The following is a 19396-nucleotide window of genomic DNA, read 5'->3' on the forward strand; positions in this document are numbered from 1 at the left end:
CGCATACCCCCCTAATTTAATTATTTTCCGGTAGACTTAGCTGTTTACTTTCAATGGCAAATGCTAATTCTTTATTCTGAACGGTCACATGTACATGACCACCCTGCTCTAGTTTTCCGAATAATAAATCGTTTGCCAAAGGTTTTTTAATTTTTTCCTGAATCAGTCTAGCCATCGGTCTCGCCCCCATTTTTGGGTCACAACCGTGCTCTGCTAACCAGAGTCTTGCTTCCGCATCAAGACTAAAGGTTACATTTTTCTCTAGTAATAATGTTTCCAGTTCAAAAATAAATTTATCAACAACATTTCCTACAATTGCGATATCCAAAGGCTTGAATTGAATAATCGTATCCAGGCGGTTTCTAAATTCAGGAGAAAATGACTTTTCCACGACACGCAAGCTATCACTAGAATGCTCTTGTCTGGTAAAACCTATAGAAGCGCGGCTACCCTCCTCTGCTCCCGCATTTGTCGTCATCACCAGAATAATATTTCTAAAATCCGCTTTACGCCCATTATTATCGGTTAATGTGCCATGATCCATAACCTGTAGAAGCAAATTAAAGACATCAGGGTGTGCTTTTTCCAGCTCATCTAATAATAATACTGCATGAGGGTGCTTATTCACCTGTTCAGTCAATAAACCCCCTTGATCATAGCCGACATAACCCGGTGGCGCTCCAATTAAGCGTGAAACTGTATGGCTTTCCATATATTCAGACATATCAAAGCGAATTAACTCAACTCCCATCAGGTTAGCCAATTGTTTGGTTACTTCTGTTTTACCAACACCTGTAGGTCCGGCAAATAAAAATGAGCCAATAGTTTTAGTCGCTTCTCTTAGTCCTGCTCTGGATAATTTAATCGCTGAGGCTAAAGCCTCAATTGCATCATCCTGACCAAATACCAGCATTTTTAGATTTTTCTCAAGACTTTTTAACTTATCTTGATCATTGCTAGAAACAGATTTAGGTGGAATTCTTGCAATTTTAGCGACAACTTCCTCGATAGCATGCGCATCGACCAAATTATTACGCAGTTCATCAGGCACCAGTCTTTGTCTCGCACCTGCTTCATCAATGACATCTATCGCTTTATCGGGTAAAAATCGGTCACTAATGTGTCTATCTGATAATTCGGCGGCTACACGCAAGCTCTCCAGAGTGTATTTAAGCTCATGATGCTCTTCAAAACGGCTTTGCAAACCTTTTAAAATCATAAATGTTTCATCAACCGTAGGTTCACTTACATCTATTTTCTGAAAACGACGTGCCAAAGCGTGGTCTTTTTCAAAAATACCTCTATATTCATTATAAGTTGTGGAACCTATACATCGCAATTGCCCAGAGGCTAAAGCGGGCTTAATTAAATTGGAAGCATCCATGACCCCGCCAGAGGCAGAGCCGGCACCGATAATAGTATGAATTTCATCGATAAATAAAATGGCATTGCTATCCATGGCTAGCTGATTCATCAAAGCTTTAAGACGCTTTTCAAAGTCACCGCGATATTTTGTACCTGCAACCAGAGCCCCTAAGTCAAGAGAATAAATAACGCATCCATGTAGAATTTCAGGAATATCTTCTTCAACAATTTTCTTAGCCAGGCCTTCTGCAATGGCTGTTTTACCAACTCCTGCCTCACCAACCAATAAAGGGTTATTTTTTCGACGACGACATAAAACCTGGACAGTGCGTTCTAATTCCAGCTCACGGCCAATTAACGGGTCAATTTTACCTTCGACTGCCTTTTGATTCAGGTTAGTTGTATATTTATCTAATGGAGTTTCAGCTGCTTCTGGCTCAACATTTCCAGCACTTTCTTTTTGCTCTGGAATTTCATGGTCTGCTCTTGATATACCGTGCGATAAATAATTAACTACATCCAGGCGCTGTATGTCCTGTTTATTTAATAAATATACAGCATGCGAATCTTGCTCACTAAATAAAGCAACTAATAAGTTTGCCCCATCAACTTCCTTTTTATCAGACGCTTGAGCATGAAATACAGCGCGCTGCAAAACTCGCTGAAAACCTAATGTCGGTTGTGTTTCTCGTCTGCCTTCTATGGATAATAAGCTGATAGTTTCATCAATAAACTGGGTTAAGTCTCCACGTAAAGCAGGGACATCACAAGCGCAAATTGATAATACCTGCAGAGCACTATCATTATCCAAAAGTGCTAATAACAAATGCTCAACAGTAATAAATTCATGGCGCTTTTCATGTGCTGATACAAAAGCCAGATTCAGTGTTACTTCAAGGTCTTTACTTAACATATTAAATGCTCCTCAAGCCGTTTAGGCTTCTTCCATTGCACACAATAAAGGATGCTGATTTTCGCGTGAATAATTATTTACTATCTCAACTTTTGTTTCTGCCACGTCTTTTGAGAATACACCACAGACCCCCATACCTTGAGTATGTACATGCAACATAACTTGTGTTGCAGCCTCTTCGCTCATGGCAAAAAAATCAACCAATACCTCAATTACAAAATCCATTGGAGTGAAGTCATCATTAAGTAAAATCACTTTAAATAAAGGCGGTTTTTTTAATTTAGGTGTCGCTTCTTGTATAGCTAGTGCATCATCATGGTCTATGGATGTATTAAGGTCACTCATTTTTTTCTACAATTTCAACAATAATCTAATTTAGCATTTAATATTGAGGTTAAATTCTCAATTTCAATTCTTTATAAAGTATAATAGCCTTTAATTGATTAGACTACAGCCTTTTTTACAACTAAAGGATAATTCATGGTTTGGAAGCCTCATGTAACAGTCGCAGCCATCATTGAACGCGATCAGCGTTTTCTTTTAGTCGAAGAGGAAACTGTCAACGGCATAGCATTCAACCAGCCAGCAGGGCATTTAGAACCAGGCGAAAGCCTTATTAATGCAGTAAAGCGCGAAGTTAAAGAAGAGACGGCCTGGCAGTTTACACCTGAATTTATTACCGCTATACAACTTTGGCGTAAAACGCCTGATTTTCCAAGTTTTCTGCGAGTCTGCTTTGTGGGTGCATGCCATAATCATCAGCCTGACCAAACACTGGATGATGGCATTATAGCGACACATTGGTTAACACGCGATGAAATTATTGCCAAAAAATCAGCATTGCGCAGTCCTCTGGTTTTAACAACCATTGACCAATACTTACAGGGTGAACGTTATCCGCTCACCTTATTAAAAACATTTTTAGATTTAGAATAATGAGTAAAAATATTATCGTTGGCATGTCAGGAGGCGTAGACTCTTCAGTAACTGCCGCGCTATTACTGGAACAAGGCCATCAAGTCTCCGGCGTGTTCATGAAAAACTGGGATGAAGATGACGGGACAGATGAATGTACGGCCTTAGAAGACCTGGCTGATGCTCAGCAAGTCTGTGATACCTTAGGTATCGAATTAAAAACTGTTAATTTTGCAAGCGAATACTGGGATGAAGTTTTTGAAGTTTTTCTTGCAGAATTTGCTGCTGGACGCACGCCTAATCCAGATATACTGTGCAACAAACATGTCAAATTTAAAGCATTTTTAAATTATGCAACTGAAGACCTCGGGGCTGAGTATATCGCCACAGGCCACTACGCTCGTGTTAATGAAAAAAAAGGTGAATATTTTTTACTCAAGGGTTTGGACCCAGGTAAAGAACAAAGTTATTTTTTATACACTTTAGGTCAAACAGCCTTATCAAAAACCTTGTTTCCCATTGGTCATTTACATAAAACCGAAATCCGCAAAATGGCTGAAAAATATGGCTTTGCGAATCATCACAAAAAAGACAGTACCGGAATTTGTTTTATAGGCGAGCGTAAATTTAAGGAATTTCTACAGCGCTATTTGCCAACGCAGCCTGGAGAAATGCGCACTTCAGAAGGTCAATATATAGCTCAGCACTCGGGCTTAATGTATTACACCTTTGGTCAGCGACAGGGTCTTGGTATTGGAGGCGTTAAAAATGCCCCTGATGAGCCCTGGTATGTATTAGATAAAGATTTAGACAACAATATACTGATAGTTGGTCAAGGCCATGATAACCCTTTAATGCTACATAATGTATTAGAAGCAAATCAACTAGACTGGTGCAGTAACCAGCCGCTCACTAACATTATCCAATGTACTGCAAAAACACGTTATCGCCAGAAAGATCAGACCTGTAAAGTCATCCCTCTACCCGAGAATAGAGTAAAAGTTGTATTTGAACAGCAACAACGTGCGATTACACCAGGACAATCAGTCGTATTTTATGCCAGCGAGGTTTGTTTAGGCGGTGGAATTATTGAAACTAAATATAATAAATAATCTTTAATCAAAGGATTTGACGATTCGAGTTATTGACACTGTTATGCAATAATCAGGATATCCAAATATTCAGGAAAAATGCATACGATGCTACTATGGGTACTACAGTTTTGCTTTGGCTTATTAATCGCTAATGCCGGTGAATGGCTTATTCACCGTTATTTGCTACATGGACTGGGGAAGCACCCGAAGAGTTTCTGGGCATACCATATATACCAGCATCACCCTATTGCCTGGCAACTCAAAATGCTCGATCCTGGCTACCAGAAATGGCCAGAACTCTGGAATAGTCAGGCGAAAGAATGTCTGGTCTTATTAATTATTCTAATTCTCAATTTGCCTTTTTTCTGGCTCTTGAATGGCTATGCATGGGCAATAACTATGTCTGTATTTGGATATTACTTTCTGCATCGAAAGGCTCATTTAGACATTCACTGGGCAAAAATATATCTCCCCTGGCATTATCAACATCATATGGTTAACCCGGAAGCCAATTGGTGCATATCATATCCCTTGTTTGATTGTCTAATGAAAACAAGGAATCACAAACACAAAAATAAATAATTACATTACCCCCGAATTCATATAATAACTGCAACACCTCTTTAAAGGGTTAGATGGTATAGTTTCCGTCGACTAAAACCTGAAACTAAAAAGAGGTGCTCAATGAACACGTTTAACCATCTAACCCAAGAGGAAAGATTTTACATTTATACGCAACTAAAACAAGGCGTTTCTAAGAATCAAATAGCCATCACATTGGGGCGTCATAAATCGACTATTGGACGTGAAATTACGCGTAATACAGGTCAGTGTGGTTATCGTTACAAGCAAGCTGAGAGAATAGCTAAACAACGCCATATTGATAAGCCCAAAAACATCAAGATGACGGCTGAGTTACAACAGATAATAACGCCTTTAATCAAAGAGAAATGGAGCCCTGACTGTATTTCAGGACGCTTAAAACAACAAGGTAAGGACTCCGTCAGTCATGAGACTATTTACCGTTATATTTTAGCTAACAAAGCAGCCGGTGGCGATTTGTATACTTATTTGAGGCATCAAGCCAAACCTTATCGTAAGCGATATGGAAAAAATGATTATCGCGGAACGATACCCAGCCGTGTTGATATTGATGAGCGACCACAAGTGGTTGATGATAAAACGCGTTTAGGTGATTGGGAAGCAGATACTGTTATCGGTAAAGGACATAAAGGCGTATTGGTGACGCTGACTGAACGGGTCTCAAAGCTCAACTTCGCCATCTCAATTGAGCGTAAAGAATCTGAATTAACGAAAGAGGCGATTATCAATGCTCTTGAGCCTTTTAAACGTTGGGTTCACACGATTACCTTTGATAATGGACGTGAGTTTTGTGGGCATGAAGCCATTGCAAAAACACTTGACTGCGGCACTTATTTTGCCAAACCGTATCATTCGTGGCAACGAGGTTTAAATGAAAACCACAATGGCTTATTAAGGCAATACTTCCCTAAAAAAGAACCTTTGGATAAGGTAACTCAAGATGAGGTTGATAGTGCCATTACAGCACTTAATCATCGTCCAAGAAAAGGGTTAAATTACAGAACTCCATGGGAAGTATTTTGCCAAATAACGGGGGTTGATATAAATAAATCACAGGGTGTTGCATTAATTGCTTGAATTCGCGACCTACTAAAATTTAAGCTTAATTATTATTCAATTTGACAATTTCTCTTAACAAGGCCGTCGCATAACAACCAGGATTTAAAGAAAAACTCAACTCCAGAGAGCTATCATTAATAAACTGCCAGTGTAAATTTTGTATATGACTGCGTAAAGCTCTGCGGTCTTGATCTACCCCAAATGCACACAGCCCTTGCGCTATATCATGGAATTGATCGATAATCTGCTGCTCTAATATTGCGACTTCAGCGCCAGTCTGGTTCTCTCCTTTTCCCCATAATACAGCAGTAGGATGTGCATCTAGTTGTGCCACTCGCTTTAATATAGATTCATCCACAATGTCTGCTTTAAAAAAGCTATGTGAATTATCAAACATTAAGACATCACCGGTCAGTACCTGATTCCAGGATCTATCGGTCACTCGCTTACTAAGAATATGATTGAATAAATAAGACCGGGCGGCTGATAAGTAAATACTACGCAGATTACGGGAGACTTTTTCACCAGAAAATAAGGCGATAGCTTTCTCTATATTGGCACCTTCACGGCCAAAGCGCTGTGCACCAAAATAATTAGGTACGCCTTGCATTTTAATAGTTTGTAATTGTTGTTCCAGAACAGCTTTATTGCCTACCCAGTCTCGCACACGTATGATGAATTGGTTGCCAGCAAGTGACCCTCTTTTTAATTTTCTGCTGTGCCGGGTTGCCTGTAAGACTTTAATGGTTGCAGAATCCAGTCCTTCCCAATCTGGATCCGGTTTACCCGGCAGCCATACGCTAAACCATTGCCGGGTACGTGCATGGCGATCTTTAAGGCCCGCATAACTAACATCTCTTTGGCGGACTCCGGCAAACCGGGCAAGCAGTCGAGCGACATAATCTGTATTTTCAGAGCATTTTTCTATTAAGATAAATGCGTGTTCACCTACGCCTGAAAGCTCAAAAGACTGAATTTCATTGACTATAAAATCATCGGGAGTCGTACGGATAGTCCCCTGACTTTGCGCCCCTCCATATGCGTATGCCCAGTCAGGTAGTAATGTGTGAGTATTCAATAGAGGTATTTATTCAACCTGTCAGTATACGGTGAGCATGTATGTGATCTGCTACCCAGCTATTATTTAGAAATAAGCACGATGGCCTGCACCGCTATGCCTTCTTTACGCCCTTCAAAGCCAAGCTTTTCAGTGGTCGTTGCTTTGACATTAATACAGTCTGGATCGACGGATAGGTCATGTGCAATATTGCTACACATGGCGGTGATATGCGGTGCCATTTTAGGAGCCTGGGCGATGATAGTGATATCAGCATTAACCAGTTTATAACCCTTTTTTTGGACAATGCCATACACATGACGCAGTAAAATACGACTATCAGCCCCTTTAAATTCTGGATCTGTATCGGGAAAGTGTTTGCCTATATCGCCTAATGCCGCAGCGCCCAGCAGAGCATCGCTCAAGGCATGTAATACCACATCACCATCAGAATGCGCTTCTAGTCCTTGTTCATAATCAATTTTTACACCGCCTAAAATCACATCACCATGATCGACAAAACGATGTACATCATAACCTTGCCCAACTCGTATCATTGTTGCTCCAAAAAAAATTGTGCTAATGCTAAATCTTCGGGACGAGTAATTTTTAAATTATCCGCACGCCCCGCGATAATTTTAGGTTGTTTACCCTGTAGTTCCATGGCGCTGGCATCATCGGTCATCACCCAGCCTTTATCTGCTGCTTCTTGTAAGGCATCTTTCAGGGCTCGGTAACGAAACATTTGTGGCGTTAAAGCACGCCATATTTTATTTCTGTTAACGGTATCAGTAATTGCCAGGTCTGCATTAACGGATTTTAAAGTATCATGAGAAGCCAGCGCTAGAATTCCACCAACCGGATGATCATGTAACTCATTGATCAAATGTTCAACATCACTCTGGGTAATACAAGGGCGTGCAGCATCATGCACCAGCACCCAGTCATTATCTGCGGCTCTATCAGCTATTGAATTCAATGCTGATAAAACTGAATCAGCTCTTTCTTTTCCTCCCGCTGCGGTCAAAATTCGCGGATTTTTAGAGATTTTCAATTCTGGCCAATAAGAATCTTCTTTTGAAATTGCAACGATAACAGCAGTTAACAGTTCAACATCTAATAAACGAGTTAAGGTTTGTTCAATAACCGTTTGAGAATTTAATTCCAGATACTGTTTGGGACGATCAGCCTGCATACGTTTACCAACGCCAGCTGCTGGTACTATGCCCCAATATTTATGTGTTTCGCTCATTCGAACTATTCAATTACTTGAAAAAAAGTTTCATCTTGCCTGATCAAACCTAAATCATGACGCGCGGTTTCTTCAATCGCTTCTTTACCTTTACGCAAATCCAGAACTTCAGCTTCAAGTGCCTTGTTGCGCTGCTGCTTTAGCGCTAATTGCTGTTGCAACTGATCTAGCTGGAGCTGGTATTTCTCGGTTTGCTTAAAACTTCCGTCACCATACCACAAGCGATACTGTAGCAGCGAAATCAAAACAACAAGAAAGGCTATAAGAATTTTAATACGTCACCTGTCATACAAACAAATTATCCAGAATGGGCAAAGGATTTGCCCATTCTGTATTAAATTAAATTTATGACAATTTTTTAAATGCACTACGTCCAGCATATTTTGCTTCTGCACCTAACTCTTCTTCAATTTTCATTAAACGGTTATATTTAGCAACTCGATCAGAACGACTTAGTGAGCCCGTTTTAATTTGACCTGTTCCCATTGCAACGCATAAATCAGCAATCGTTGTATCTTCTGTTTCACCTGAACGATGAGAAACAACTGCCGTATAACCGGCAGCATGAGCAGTGTTAATTGCTTCCAGAGTTTCAGTCAGAGTTCCAATCTGGTTTACCTTAATTAAAATAGAGTTTGCAACACCTTTTGCTATACCTTCTTTTAAAGTCGCCGGATCGGTCACAAATAAATCATCACCGACTAACTGGATTTTATCACCGACTCGGTCAGTCAAACCTTTCCAGCCTTCCCAGTCATTTTCATACAAGCCATCTTCAATAGAAATAATTGGATATTTTTCTACCCAGTCTGCGAACAAGTCAGTCATTTCATCAGCTGTTAAGGTTTTACCTTCAGATGTTAATTCGTATTTGCCATCTTTATAAAATTCAGAAGCAGCAGCATCCATTCCTAAAAATATGTCAACACCAGGCTTATAGCCTGCATTGACTATCGCTTCTAAAATAACTTCGATGGCTTCTTCGTTAGATGATAAATTCGGAGCAAAGCCCCCTTCATCACCAACTGTGGTTGCCAAACCTTTTGCTTTTAATACTTTAGCTAAATTATGGAATACCTCAGCACCATAACGAATGGCTTCACGGAATGTTGGTGCACCCACAGGCAGAATCATAAACTCCTGTAAATCAACACTATTATCAGCGTGTGAGCCACCATTGATGATATTCATCATTGGCACTGGCATGACGAATTTACCGCTAGAATTTAGATAACGATATAATGGAACACCCGCCTCTATGGCAGAGGCATGAGCCGCAGCCAGTGAAACACTTAAAATTGCATTTGCACCTATTCGGCCTTTATTTGCAGTACCATCCAGATCCATCATTGCTTTATCAATAGCTGCTTGATCGGCAGCATCCATGCCAACTAAAATGGCTCGAATTTCAGTATTAACATACTCAACCGCTTTTAAAACTCCTTTCCCCAGGTAACGAGATTTATCGCCATCACGCAACTCTATTGCTTCACGTTCTCCAGTAGATGCGCCAGAAGGTACCATCGCACTACCAGTATGACCTGATGCTAATACAACATCGGCTTCTAGTGTCGGATTACCACGTGAATCTAAAATTTCTCGTGCTTTAATATCAACTATTTTGGACATTTTATTTCCTTGGTTTAAAGATTTTCTTAAAAATTTATTTGTAAATTGCAGTTCAGTACAGAACTACTGATTATGTTTATAAAGTATTTTCAATCAATGCTTGTGATTTAACCGCTTGATCAATGGCAACTAAAGTTTCTAATAATTCTTTCATACGATGCAACGGCCATGAATTTGGGCCATCACTTAATGCTTTATCTGGATCTGGATGGGTTTCCATAAACAAACCTGAAACACCTGCAGCTATTGCTGCTCTGGCTAAAACCGGTACATGTTGACGCTGGCCACCTGAAGATGTTCCCTGTCCGCCAGGAAGTTGTGCTGAATGCGTTGCATCATAAACAACAGGACAATGTGTATTACGCATTTCTGCAAGCGAACGCATATCAGAGACTAAATTGTTATAACCAAATGATGCCCCTCGTTCACATACCATAATTTGCTGATTTCCCGTAGCCTTCGCTTTATCAACCACATGCACCATATCCCATGGCGCTGAAAACTGACCTTTTTTGATATTTACAGGCTTACCCTGTTCTGCAACAGTTTGAATAAAATTAGTCTGTCGACATAAAAAAGCAGGTGTTTGCAACACATCTACTACACCGGCAACTTCAGCCAGGGGGGTATCTTCATGTACATCAGTGAGAACCGGCACGCCAATTTGTTGTTGTACTTTTTGCAGTATTTTTAAACCCTGTTCTATTCCCGGGCCGCGATAACTCTTATGCGAAGAACGGTTTGCTTTATCAAATGAGGATTTATAAATAAAAGGAATATTTAATTCCGTGGTTAGTTCTTTAAGAAAGCCAGCTGTATCCAGCGCCATTTGCTCACTTTCAATGACGCAAGTACCCGCAATAAGAAAAAAAGGCTGGTCTAAACCGACTTCAAAATCACATAATTTCATTTATTGGTATCCTGTTTATATTTTGTTGCAGCAACAACGAAGCCTGAAAATAAAGGGTGCCCTTTTCTAGGTGTTGAAGTAAATTCGGGGTGAAATTGGCACGCTATAAACCATGGATGATCGGGCAACTCTACCACTTCCACTAAACGACCATCCATAGATTTACCAGAAAAGCGTAAACCTGCCGTTTCTAATGCTTCCATATAATTATTATTGAATTCAAAGCGGTGGCGGTGACGCTCGGTAATCACGTCTTTTTGATACATCTCGAATACCAGCGAGCCTGGCTGAATTCGACATTTCTGTGCGCCTAAACGCATAGTGCCGCCTAAATCAGAATTCTCGTCACGAGTTTCAGTTTGCCCTTCATGGTCTTGCCATTCGGTAATTAAGCCAATAACCGGATGTGGACTTTTCGGTAAAAATTCAGTACTGTGCGCACCTTCTAAACCAGCAACATTTCGGGCAAACTCAATAACCGCGGATTGCATGCCTAAACAAATTCCCAAGTAAGGGATCTTATTTTCTCTGGCAAACCTTACCGTAGAAATTTTACCTTCTACGCCACGTTCTCCAAAACCACCAGGCACCAGAATTGCATCAACATCTTTTAATGGTGCAACGCCATCATGCTCAATAATTTCAGAATCAATGTATTTAATTTTAACTGTACTACGCGTCGATATTCCCGCATGAGTCAAGGCTTCGCTTAAAGATTTGTAAGCATCACTATGGCCAACATATTTACCTACAATCGCTATAGTTACAGAATCGTGAGGATGCGTCACGCCCTCAACAACGGCCTTCCACTCCGATAAATCGGCAGGTGGCACATCCAGACGCAGTTGATTAACTACAATGTCATCCAGGCCTTGTTCATTTAACAACAAGGGTATACGGTAAATCGTGTCGGCATCAATTGCTGAAATAACGGCTTTTTCAGGTACATTGGTAAACAAGGCTATTTTACGACGTTCAGCGGCTGGAATTCGTTGCTCAGAACGACATATCAAAATATCAGGCTGAATACCTATAGTGCGTAATTCTTTGACCGAGTGCTGCGTAGGTTTAGTTTTAATTTCACCTGCCGTTTTAATATAAGGCACTAAGGTAAGATGGATAAAAAGCGCACGCTCACGACCTAACTCGATACCAATCTGACGAATGGTTTCCAGGAATGGCAAGGACTCAATATCCCCTACAGTGCCACCTACTTCAATGATCGCAACATCCATATTTTCTGCGCTGGCGTAGATGCGGCATTTTATTTCATTAGTAATATGCGGAATAACCTGTACAGTCGCTCCTAAATACTCACCTTTACGCTCTTTACGTAAAACGCTTTCGTAGACCTGACCGGTGGTAAAGTTGTTTTTCCTGGTCAGGTGAGTTTTTAAAAAACGCTCGTAATGCCCTAAATCCAAATCAGTTTCGGCACCATCCTGAGTGACGAATACTTCACCATGTTGAAACGGACTCATGGTACCCGGATCCACATTAATATAAGGATCTAATTTTGTCATGGTTACTTTTAAACCACGCGATTCTAATATAGCCGCTAAAGAAGAGGCCGCAATTCCTTTTCCAAGAGAAGAAACCACACCACCTGTAATAAATATAAATTTTGTCATCGACTAAAAAGGATCTGATAAATAACGAATAAATTCTGTTTGAATAATATTGACTCTAGTTTTGACTTGTAGCAATTTAGCTACTAGGATTTGAAGTTTCCTGGCCCAGCACCTTAAATAAGACTTTTAGTACAATCAACCGTATATTTTAATCGACAATGACCTTTTCGTCATCGCCTTTAATCATTTAATTATTGATATACCAATTTACCATCAATAGCCTGTTGCCAAACCGGCGTAATACAGTTTGTTTTTTCTCCAAAAAAATCAGCGCTAATAAATAAGTTAGCAATGGCAGCAAGCTTGCCATCTAAGTAAATCAAGGGAATAAGATCACGTTGCCATGGAGGAATACCTGAGTCTTGATATAATTTTTTTAAACTATGTCGACCTGCACGGTTGGGTAAACGGATTGTTTCCCCGCCTTGTCGGTATTTAACCTGAATATCAGCGTGCTGCCAGATATGTCGAGGGATACCTGTATCAGCCTTTATAACCAGCAGCTTCCCATTTTCGGGCAAGGACAAGGATTCAATGTTTGCTGCCCAGTTAAAAACCTGATCCAATTCAGGTTTTATGTGTACTGCTACTAAATATAAGTCTTCTCGATAGCGTTGAATAGTCATACCATTGTGCTCAACAACAGGATTTGCTTCTGGACGAGCCAGTAAAATATCTTGCATAATAGCAGTCATCACTTTTTGTGTTGGCATGCGCGCACCCAAGTGATGCAGCCATTCACGCAGTACCCACTGCCGGGTTACATAATCATGCTCAAGCAAGCCGGGAATTGATAAACTGCGTTTTTGACTATCGTATAACAAGTGCATGTTATGTTGCGCACTAACAGATAGCATTGCGTGTGCATCCGCACAGTGCCCTGCTACACGCGCGACTGTTTTATCCAGACTGGGCCAGCGTTTTTCCAGCAAGGGAATAATCTCATGACGCAAGAAGTTTCGATCAAACTGTGTGTCTTGATTGCTGGGATCTTCAATCCACTGTAAATCATGTAGCTCTCCATATTGAATAATAAGCTGCTGACTTATATCAAGTAAGGGTCTAATTAGCATCCCTGCAGCAAAGTTTGTAGCAACGGGCATCGCTGATAGACCTTTTAATCCTGCACCTCTAAACAACTGTAACAAAACTGTTTCTAATTGATCATCACGATGTTGAGCAAAGAGCAGTACATCATCTTTATCCAACAGATTTTTGAAAACCTGATAACGCGCATTGCGGGCTGCTTCTTCAGAACTCTGTCCTGGCAAAGCCTGAGCGTTGACTTTAAGACATTTAAAATTAACCCCGAGATGTTCTGTAATGAGTTGGCAATGTGCCGCCCAGTGATCAGCCGATGCCTGTAAACCATGATGTACATACACGGCAGTAAGCTTATGTTTTAGTTCAGGTATATCAGTCAGTAAATGCAGTAAAACATGGGAATCTACCCCACCACTGTAGCCAATAAAGATATTATTGGCTGTGTGACAGGGTGCTAGCTGAGAATTAATAAATTGAGCAGTGAGTTTCACAAGTTAGTAAATATGCGATGCACACCCAAATTAAAGCACTGTGTGTGCTATTTTACATCTTCGGTAAAAGATCCAAACGCCATAACGCGCTGGTAACGCTTCTCTAATAAGCTATCCATTTTTTCATGGCGTAATGCGTTGATATGACGAAACAGGGTTTCTTTTAAATTATCGGCTGTGGTTTTAAAATCTCTATGCGCCCCACCAATAGGCTCTCTTACCACTTCATCTAATAAGCCCTGCTCTCTCACTCTATCAGAGGTAATGCCCATAGCTTCTGCTGCCAGTTTTGCTTTGTCGGCACTTTTCCATAAGATAGAAGCACAACCTTCAGGGGAAATCACTGAGTAAGTACTGAATTCCAGCATAATCAATCGATCGCCAACGCCAATCGCTAAAGCACCACCTGAACCACCCTCACCGATGACGGTACAAATAATGGGTGTTTCCAGTTTTGCCATTTCAAATAAATTACGTGCTATTGCTTCACTTTGACCACGTTCTTCAGCCCCTATTCCCGGATAAGCTCCCGGTGTATCAATAAGGCAAATAATAGGTAAATGAAAGCGCTCAGCCATTTTCATCACACGCAGTGCTTTCCGGTACCCCTCAGGGCGCGGCATACCAAAATTGCGGATAATTTTTTCTTTGGTATCACGACCTTTTTGATGACCAATAACAACGACAGCCTGGCCATTCAGTTTTGCCAGACCACAAATTATCGCCTTGTCATCAGCGTAGGCGCGGTCACCATGCAATTCATGAAAATCAGTAAACATAAGATCAATATAATCCAGCGTATAGGGTCTCCCTGGATGTCTTGATAATTGTGAGATCTGCCAGTCAGTTAATTCTTTGAAGATTTCTTCTGTTAATGTCTGACTTTTAGCTTCCAGTTCATCTAATGCAGATGAAATATCTATATCATTCGCCGCTTCTACGCGGCGCAGCTCGCTAATTTTTGCTTCTAATTCTGCTATAGGTTGTTCGAAATCGAGAAAATTTAAATCCATGGTTGATGTTTTTTTTAGTGTTATTAGTAGAGTACTTTAGTAAGCAGGACACAAAGCCCTTCTTTGTACACTTTATTTAATTCTTGGTGGCTATTTTATCTAATTCTCGCAAATGTTTTAATTTTTCTGCAATTTTTATTTCCAATCCGCGAGATACTGGTTCGTAAAACCGGGTTTCCTGCAAACCTTCAGGAAAATAATTTTCCCCTGCTGCATAGGCTTCAGGCTCATTATGTGCATAGCGGTATTCCTTACCATAATCCAGATTTTTCATTAATTTAGTCGGCGCGTTGCGTAAATGGTTTGGCACAGGCAAACTACCACTTGCTTTCGCAGTACGCATGGCCGAATTGTAAGCCATATATACGGCATTACTTTTAGGTGCACAAGCCATATAAACCAAAGCTTGAGCTAAAGCCAGTTCGCCTTCTGGACTGCCCAGTCTTTGCTGAGTTTCCCAGGCATTAATGCATATTTGCAACGCCCTGGGATCTGCATTGCCAATATCTTCCGAGGCGATACGCACAATACGCCGTGCCAGGTATAAAGGATCGCAACCGCCATCAAGCATACGACAAAACCAATATAAAGCTGCATCAGGTGAACTACCGCGTACCGACTTATGTATTGCTGAAATCTGGTTATAAAACTCTTCGCCTTGGTTATCAAAGCGGCGTACGCCGCCGACTAAAACTTCTTTGGCTATTGCCTCTGTAACTTCGCTAAGCTGACTTGCTTGAGCTAATTCAACAGCAATCTCTAGTAAATTTAATAAACGCCGTGCATCACCATCTGCAGCAACAGAGAATTGCTGCTTTAATAAATCGGACATGGTGACGCCCAAGTCAGCATAGCCTTTGTCTTTATCGGTTAATACTTTATCAATGACACTTTGTAATTCTTCATCCGTCAATGCATTTAGCACATACACTCTCGCTCTGGATAACAAGGCATTATTAAGAGCAAAAGAAGGGTTTTCTGTGGTTGCGCCTAAAAAAAATACCGTTCCATCTTCCACATGCGGCAAAAATGCATCTTGCTGTGCTTTATTAAAGCGATGTACTTCATCGACAAATAAAATAGTTTGTCGCTGTTCATGCTGTTGTATTTGTTTAGCTGCAGCGACTGCTGCACGGATATCTTTAACACCTGCCAAAACAGCCGAAATAGGCATAAATTCGGCATTAGAATGCCTGGCTATCATTCTTGCCAGCGTCGTTTTACCTGTTCCAGGCGGCCCCCAGAAAATCATTGAATGCAAATGCCCCGAATTGATCGCTTCATACAGCGGCTTTCCAGGCTGCAAGAGATGCTTTTGCCCGGCATAATCCGCCAGTGATTCGGGACGCATCAAATCTGCCAAAGGTTTTGTTCGATCACTACGCATAATTACTTCGGTAATTGCAAATTGCAGTAGTGCTAGCCCTCAAAAACATCTGTACCTGCTGGTGCAGTGAATTCAAATAATTCAGGAGCTAATGTCTTAGGCAAGGTAATATTAGAAAAAATGATTTGCGTGAGTTGACCAAAATTATCACTTAATTCCATGCCATACAGCATATCGCTTTTTAAGCCGACCAAAATATATTTAAAGCTACTCTCGGTATCTTTAGGCGTTAATTTTATCCACAAAATATCACCCTCTTGCCGTTGTCTGACAATGGTATATTTTGCATTTAAATCAACACTGCCACTGAGTAACAAGGCGGGAGTATCACCAATGGACTTGTCTATTTTTTTGATAATAAGCTGTTCTAAATCAGCATCATAAAACCAGACTTTGCCATCTTTGGAAACAATTTGCTGCGCGTAAGGCTGATTATAGTTCCAGCGAAATTTCCCCGGTTGCTGTAAGTAAAAATCACCTTGACTGCTTTGTATTACTTTCCCTGTTTCATCCAGAGATGTCTGGGTAAATTCAGCCTGCAGGTTTTTAGCCCGGGAAATAAACCCCTCTAATTTTTGAGCTGAAGTTGAATCAGCATTAGCGATCATTGACATCAGAAGTATAGACAAAGCTAATATTTTACTCATTAAAAATTTTCCTCTTTAAAATCGTTAAACCAGGTTTTTACTTTATTTAATGTTGGTTCTACACATTCCGCATTTCTCTTTGGCTCGGAGCCGCGTACGAAAGGGTATGCGATATTCTCAGGACATAATTCGCTGGCTTTCAGGCCTGACGTTTTATCAATCCAGACAGAAATAACCGAATCTGGTCTGGATAAAATCACTGATTGCGTTGCCACTTGCCTCATTAACTCAGACCATAGTTTCAGTGAACCACTTGCTCCGGTCACACCCGCTGGTTTGTTATCATCACGTCCAACCCAGAATACGGCTAAATAATCTCCGGTATAGCCTGCAAACCAGCTATCTTTTAAATCATTCGTAGTCCCGGTTTTACCTGCAAGCACCATACTTTTTGGTAGCACGTTATAAGCTAACTTCCCGGTTCCTTCACGCATAACTTCCTGTAACACGGTATTGGTTAAATAAGTTGCTGCAGGATCCAGCTCCTGCCTGATTGCATAAGGGTATCGTTGCAGCAAAGTACCATCTTGAGCCATCACAGCACTAATAGAACGCAAAGGCATGGCAAAACCATCACCGGCTAAAGTTTGATACATCTGAGTTACTTCAAAGGGTGACAATGCCAACGACCCTAACAGCATCGAAGGAAATAAATTTATCGGGCGTTTAACACCGCTTTCCCGTAAGGTTTTCGCAATACGCCCTACGCCAATATCCATTCCGATCCGTACTGTCGCTAAATTATAGGAATGCGCCAGAGCAGTGTGCAAAGCTACATTACCATGTTCTTTACGTGCATAATTTTGAGGCTCCCAGAATTTGCCTTTTTCAGCCTTTACTTTAATCGCTGTATCACTGACAGAAGTAATCAGGGTATATTTTTCAGGGTATTCCAGGGCTGTTAAATATACCAGAGGCTTAATCAAAGACCCAATCGGGCGTACCGCATTTAATGCGCGGTTAAAACCGACTCCCTGACTATCCCGGCCACCTGCCAGAGCAACAATTTCGCCGGTATCGCGACGTGTAACGATAGCCGCCGCTTCCAGATTCCTTGACTGCTTGCGTTTCTCAATTTCAGTTAATTTTTGCTCAATACTGGAATCCAGTGCATCTTGCACTTTAGTATCCAGCGTCGTAAAAATACTCAGTCCATCTGATGTCAAGTCTTGCTCATTATATTCTTGAGTTAACTGACGTTTGACTAAATCAATAAAGGAAGGGTAACGATTTGCAGGCCGGTGTGCATAAGCTACCACTTTGATAGGTTTTTGTTTGGCTTGCAGTGCTTGCTGTTCAGAAATATCTCCGTGAGCCAGCATTTCATCCAAAATCATATTGCGACGCTGTAAGGCACGTTCCGGTTTCTTGCGCAAATCATAATAGCTAGGGCCTCGTACCAGGGCAATTAATGCAGTTACCTGATCCAGTGGAAGTTTGTCTAAGGGTCTGGAAAAATAAAATTCGCTGGCCAGTCCAAAACCGTGTATCGCATGCGCTCCATCCTGTCCTAAAAAAACTTCATTCAGATAGGCCTCTAAAATCTCAGTTTTACTAAAGCGTAATTCCAGGATGACTGACATTAACGCTTCATTAATTTTGCGCAATACACTGCGCTCAGGCGTTAAATAAAAGTTTTTCACTAATTGTTGTGTAATAGTACTGCCGCCTTGCACCAGCCTTCCTGCACGTAGGTTGGCCCACATGGCACGGGCAATGCCTTTAAAGGAAATACCCATATGCTGGTAAAAATCTCGATCTTCGGTAGCCAATAAGCCTTGTAACAGGGTTTTTGGCACTTCATCCAGCTTAACTAGTACTCTATCTTCTTTATGCGCAGGATAAAAACTGCCGATTTGTACCGGGTCAAGACGCACAATGGCAAGTTCTGTACCTGATTCTACATCAACAATAGAAAGCACTTCAGTCGCTGAAAATGTAATGCGTATATACTGTAATTGCTGAGTTTTATCCCAAAACACAAACTGACGGGTTTTTAAACTAATCTTCTGAGCGCTTTTATAATAAGTCGCCTGAGAAGAAAGCTTGCTATCTGAACGATAGTGTAGTTTCTGTAACAGTGTTAAAAACTGCTGGGCATTCAGTTTAGAGCCTGCATAAATTTCTACCGGGTTGGCATAAACACGTGCGGGGATTGCCCAGCGTTTACCTTCGAATTGCTCTCTGAGTGTGTAATCCAGATACCCCAGATAGCAGACAAAAACAAAAAAAAGCAGCACGCTAAATTTAAGCAAAGGTATTTTAATAACTTGCCAGATTTTTTTTAGTAAACCAGGTTTTGGTTTTACGTTGGTTTTTCGCTTTGCCGTTTTTCCTGATTGTCTAGGTTTTCTGGGCTTTTTGGGCTTTTTGGTTTCAACCATTT

18 protein-coding genes are annotated in these 19396 nt (G+C 40.9%); 4 read left to right on the forward strand and 14 right to left on the reverse strand.

Annotated elements, in window-relative coordinates; genetic code table 11:
* Nucleotides 1–16 precede the first annotated feature (16 nt).
* Together clpA and clpS are read right to left on the reverse strand one after the other, a co-directional pair.
* On the reverse strand, nt 17–2278 hold the full coding sequence (gene clpA, locus AU255_RS10805; protein WP_080522869.1) for an ATP-dependent Clp protease ATP-binding subunit ClpA: 2262 nt from the start codon (nt 2276–2278) through the stop codon (nt 17–19).
* Nucleotides 2279–2299: 21 nt separating this feature from the next.
* The gene (gene clpS, locus AU255_RS10810; RefSeq protein WP_080522870.1) at nt 2300–2623 is read right to left on the reverse strand and encodes an ATP-dependent Clp protease adapter ClpS; all 324 of its coding nucleotides are present in this window, start codon (nt 2621–2623) and stop codon (nt 2300–2302) included.
* Between the two features lie 135 nt (nt 2624–2758).
* Between clpS and AU255_RS10815 the strand changes: the two genes are divergently transcribed.
* From AU255_RS10815 to AU255_RS10830, 4 genes are all read left to right on the forward strand, one after another.
* On the forward strand, nt 2759–3214 hold the full coding sequence (locus tag AU255_RS10815) for an NUDIX hydrolase (protein ID WP_080522871.1): 456 nt from the start codon (nt 2759–2761) through the stop codon (nt 3212–3214).
* Nucleotides 3214–4305: a tRNA 2-thiouridine(34) synthase MnmA gene (gene mnmA / locus AU255_RS10820; protein WP_080522872.1), complete on the forward strand. Its 1092-nt coding sequence runs from the start codon at nt 3214–3216 to the stop codon at nt 4303–4305. The genes AU255_RS10815 and mnmA overlap by 1 nt, the downstream gene beginning before the upstream one ends.
* Before the next feature lie 87 nt (nt 4306–4392).
* Nucleotides 4393–4869: a sterol desaturase family protein gene (locus AU255_RS10825; RefSeq protein WP_080522873.1), complete on the forward strand. Its 477-nt coding sequence runs from the start codon at nt 4393–4395 to the stop codon at nt 4867–4869.
* Between the two features lie 102 nt (nt 4870–4971).
* Nucleotides 4972–5967: an IS30 family transposase gene (locus AU255_RS10830; RefSeq protein ID WP_143735847.1), complete on the forward strand. Its 996-nt coding sequence runs from the start codon at nt 4972–4974 to the stop codon at nt 5965–5967.
* Nucleotides 5968–5992: 25 nt separating this feature from the next.
* Here the strand turns inward: AU255_RS10830 and truD are convergent, their stop codons facing one another.
* The 12 genes from truD to mrcB all read right to left on the reverse strand — a co-directional run bounded on the left by truD (nt 5993) and on the right by mrcB (nt 19394).
* Complete coding sequence (truD, locus tag AU255_RS10835; RefSeq protein WP_143735905.1) at nt 5993–7027, reverse strand: tRNA pseudouridine(13) synthase TruD; 1035 nt, start codon at nt 7025–7027, stop codon at nt 5993–5995.
* Between the two features lie 62 nt (nt 7028–7089).
* Nucleotides 7090–7563 (reverse strand): 2-C-methyl-D-erythritol 2,4-cyclodiphosphate synthase, encoded by a 474-nt coding sequence (gene ispF, locus AU255_RS10840; RefSeq protein ID WP_080522875.1) that lies wholly within the window; start codon nt 7561–7563, stop codon nt 7090–7092.
* Nucleotides 7560–8258: a 2-C-methyl-D-erythritol 4-phosphate cytidylyltransferase gene (ispD, locus tag AU255_RS10845; RefSeq protein ID WP_080522876.1), complete on the reverse strand. Its 699-nt coding sequence runs from the start codon at nt 8256–8258 to the stop codon at nt 7560–7562. Before ispD ends, ispF begins: the two co-directional genes overlap by 4 nt.
* 5 nt (nt 8259–8263) lie before the next feature.
* Nucleotides 8264–8503, reverse strand: a complete 240-nt coding sequence (locus tag AU255_RS10850) for a septum formation initiator family protein (protein ID WP_332889044.1) — start codon at nt 8501–8503, stop codon at nt 8264–8266.
* A 100-nt stretch (nt 8504–8603) separates the two neighbouring features.
* Complete coding sequence (gene eno, locus AU255_RS10855; RefSeq protein ID WP_080522878.1) at nt 8604–9887, reverse strand: phosphopyruvate hydratase; 1284 nt, start codon at nt 9885–9887, stop codon at nt 8604–8606.
* A gap of 76 nt (nt 9888–9963) precedes the next feature.
* Nucleotides 9964–10797, reverse strand: a complete 834-nt coding sequence (kdsA, locus tag AU255_RS10860) for a 3-deoxy-8-phosphooctulonate synthase (protein ID WP_080522879.1) — start codon at nt 10795–10797, stop codon at nt 9964–9966.
* Complete coding sequence (locus AU255_RS10865; RefSeq protein ID WP_080522880.1) at nt 10794–12428, reverse strand: CTP synthase; 1635 nt, start codon at nt 12426–12428, stop codon at nt 10794–10796. The genes kdsA and AU255_RS10865 overlap by 4 nt, the downstream gene beginning before the upstream one ends.
* Nucleotides 12429–12619: 191 nt before the next feature.
* The gene (gene tilS / locus AU255_RS10870; protein ID WP_080522881.1) at nt 12620–13963 is read right to left on the reverse strand and encodes a tRNA lysidine(34) synthetase TilS; all 1344 of its coding nucleotides are present in this window, start codon (nt 13961–13963) and stop codon (nt 12620–12622) included.
* Nucleotides 13964–14010: 47 nt separating this feature from the next.
* Nucleotides 14011–14976, reverse strand: coding sequence for an acetyl-CoA carboxylase carboxyl transferase subunit alpha (gene accA, locus AU255_RS10875; RefSeq protein ID WP_080522882.1), 966 nt, complete (start codon nt 14974–14976; stop codon nt 14011–14013).
* A 76-nt stretch (nt 14977–15052) separates the two neighbouring features.
* The gene (locus AU255_RS10880; protein WP_080522883.1) at nt 15053–16363 is read right to left on the reverse strand and encodes a replication-associated recombination protein A; all 1311 of its coding nucleotides are present in this window, start codon (nt 16361–16363) and stop codon (nt 15053–15055) included.
* A gap of 32 nt (nt 16364–16395) precedes the next feature.
* Entirely contained in the window at nt 16396–17010 is a 615-nt protein-coding gene (gene lolA, locus AU255_RS10885) for an outer membrane lipoprotein chaperone LolA (RefSeq protein WP_080522884.1), read from the reverse strand.
* Nucleotides 17010–19394, reverse strand: coding sequence for a penicillin-binding protein 1B (mrcB, locus tag AU255_RS10890; RefSeq protein ID WP_080522885.1), 2385 nt, complete (start codon nt 19392–19394; stop codon nt 17010–17012). Before mrcB ends, lolA begins: the two co-directional genes overlap by 1 nt.
* Nucleotides 19395–19396 lie beyond the last annotated feature (2 nt).

The organism is Methyloprofundus sedimenti, from assembly GCF_002072955.1.
Lineage (GTDB): Bacteria > Pseudomonadota > Gammaproteobacteria > Methylococcales > Methylomonadaceae > Methyloprofundus > Methyloprofundus sedimenti.

Bases quoted from the DNA above. Each gene is read 5' to 3' on its own strand.
- clpA (WP_080522869.1), bottom strand. From the start codon at position 2,278: ATGTTAAGTAAAGACCTTGAAGTAACACTGAATCTGGCTTTTGTATCA.
- clpS (WP_080522870.1), bottom strand. From the start codon at position 2,623: ATGAGTGACCTTAATACATCCATAGACCATGATGATGCACTAGCTATA.
- AU255_RS10815 (WP_080522871.1), top strand. From the start codon at position 2,759: ATGGTTTGGAAGCCTCATGTAACAGTCGCAGCCATCATTGAACGCGAT.
- mnmA (WP_080522872.1), top strand. From the start codon at position 3,214: ATGAGTAAAAATATTATCGTTGGCATGTCAGGAGGCGTAGACTCTTCA.
- AU255_RS10825 (WP_080522873.1), top strand. From the start codon at position 4,393: ATGCTACTATGGGTACTACAGTTTTGCTTTGGCTTATTAATCGCTAAT.
- AU255_RS10830 (WP_143735847.1), top strand. From the start codon at position 4,972: ATGAACACGTTTAACCATCTAACCCAAGAGGAAAGATTTTACATTTAT.
- ispF (WP_080522875.1), bottom strand. From the start codon at position 7,563: ATGATACGAGTTGGGCAAGGTTATGATGTACATCGTTTTGTCGATCAT.
- ispD (WP_080522876.1), bottom strand. From the start codon at position 8,258: ATGAGCGAAACACATAAATATTGGGGCATAGTACCAGCAGCTGGCGTT.
- eno (WP_080522878.1), bottom strand. From the start codon at position 9,887: ATGTCCAAAATAGTTGATATTAAAGCACGAGAAATTTTAGATTCACGT.
- kdsA (WP_080522879.1), bottom strand. From the start codon at position 10,797: ATGAAATTATGTGATTTTGAAGTCGGTTTAGACCAGCCTTTTTTTCTT.
- AU255_RS10865 (WP_080522880.1), bottom strand. From the start codon at position 12,428: ATGACAAAATTTATATTTATTACAGGTGGTGTGGTTTCTTCTCTTGGA.
- accA (WP_080522882.1), bottom strand. From the start codon at position 14,976: ATGGATTTAAATTTTCTCGATTTCGAACAACCTATAGCAGAATTAGAA.
- AU255_RS10880 (WP_080522883.1), bottom strand. From the start codon at position 16,363: ATGCGTAGTGATCGAACAAAACCTTTGGCAGATTTGATGCGTCCCGAA.
- lolA (WP_080522884.1), bottom strand. From the start codon at position 17,010: ATGAGTAAAATATTAGCTTTGTCTATACTTCTGATGTCAATGATCGCT.
- mrcB (WP_080522885.1), bottom strand. From the start codon at position 19,394: ATGGTTGAAACCAAAAAGCCCAAAAAGCCCAGAAAACCTAGACAATCA.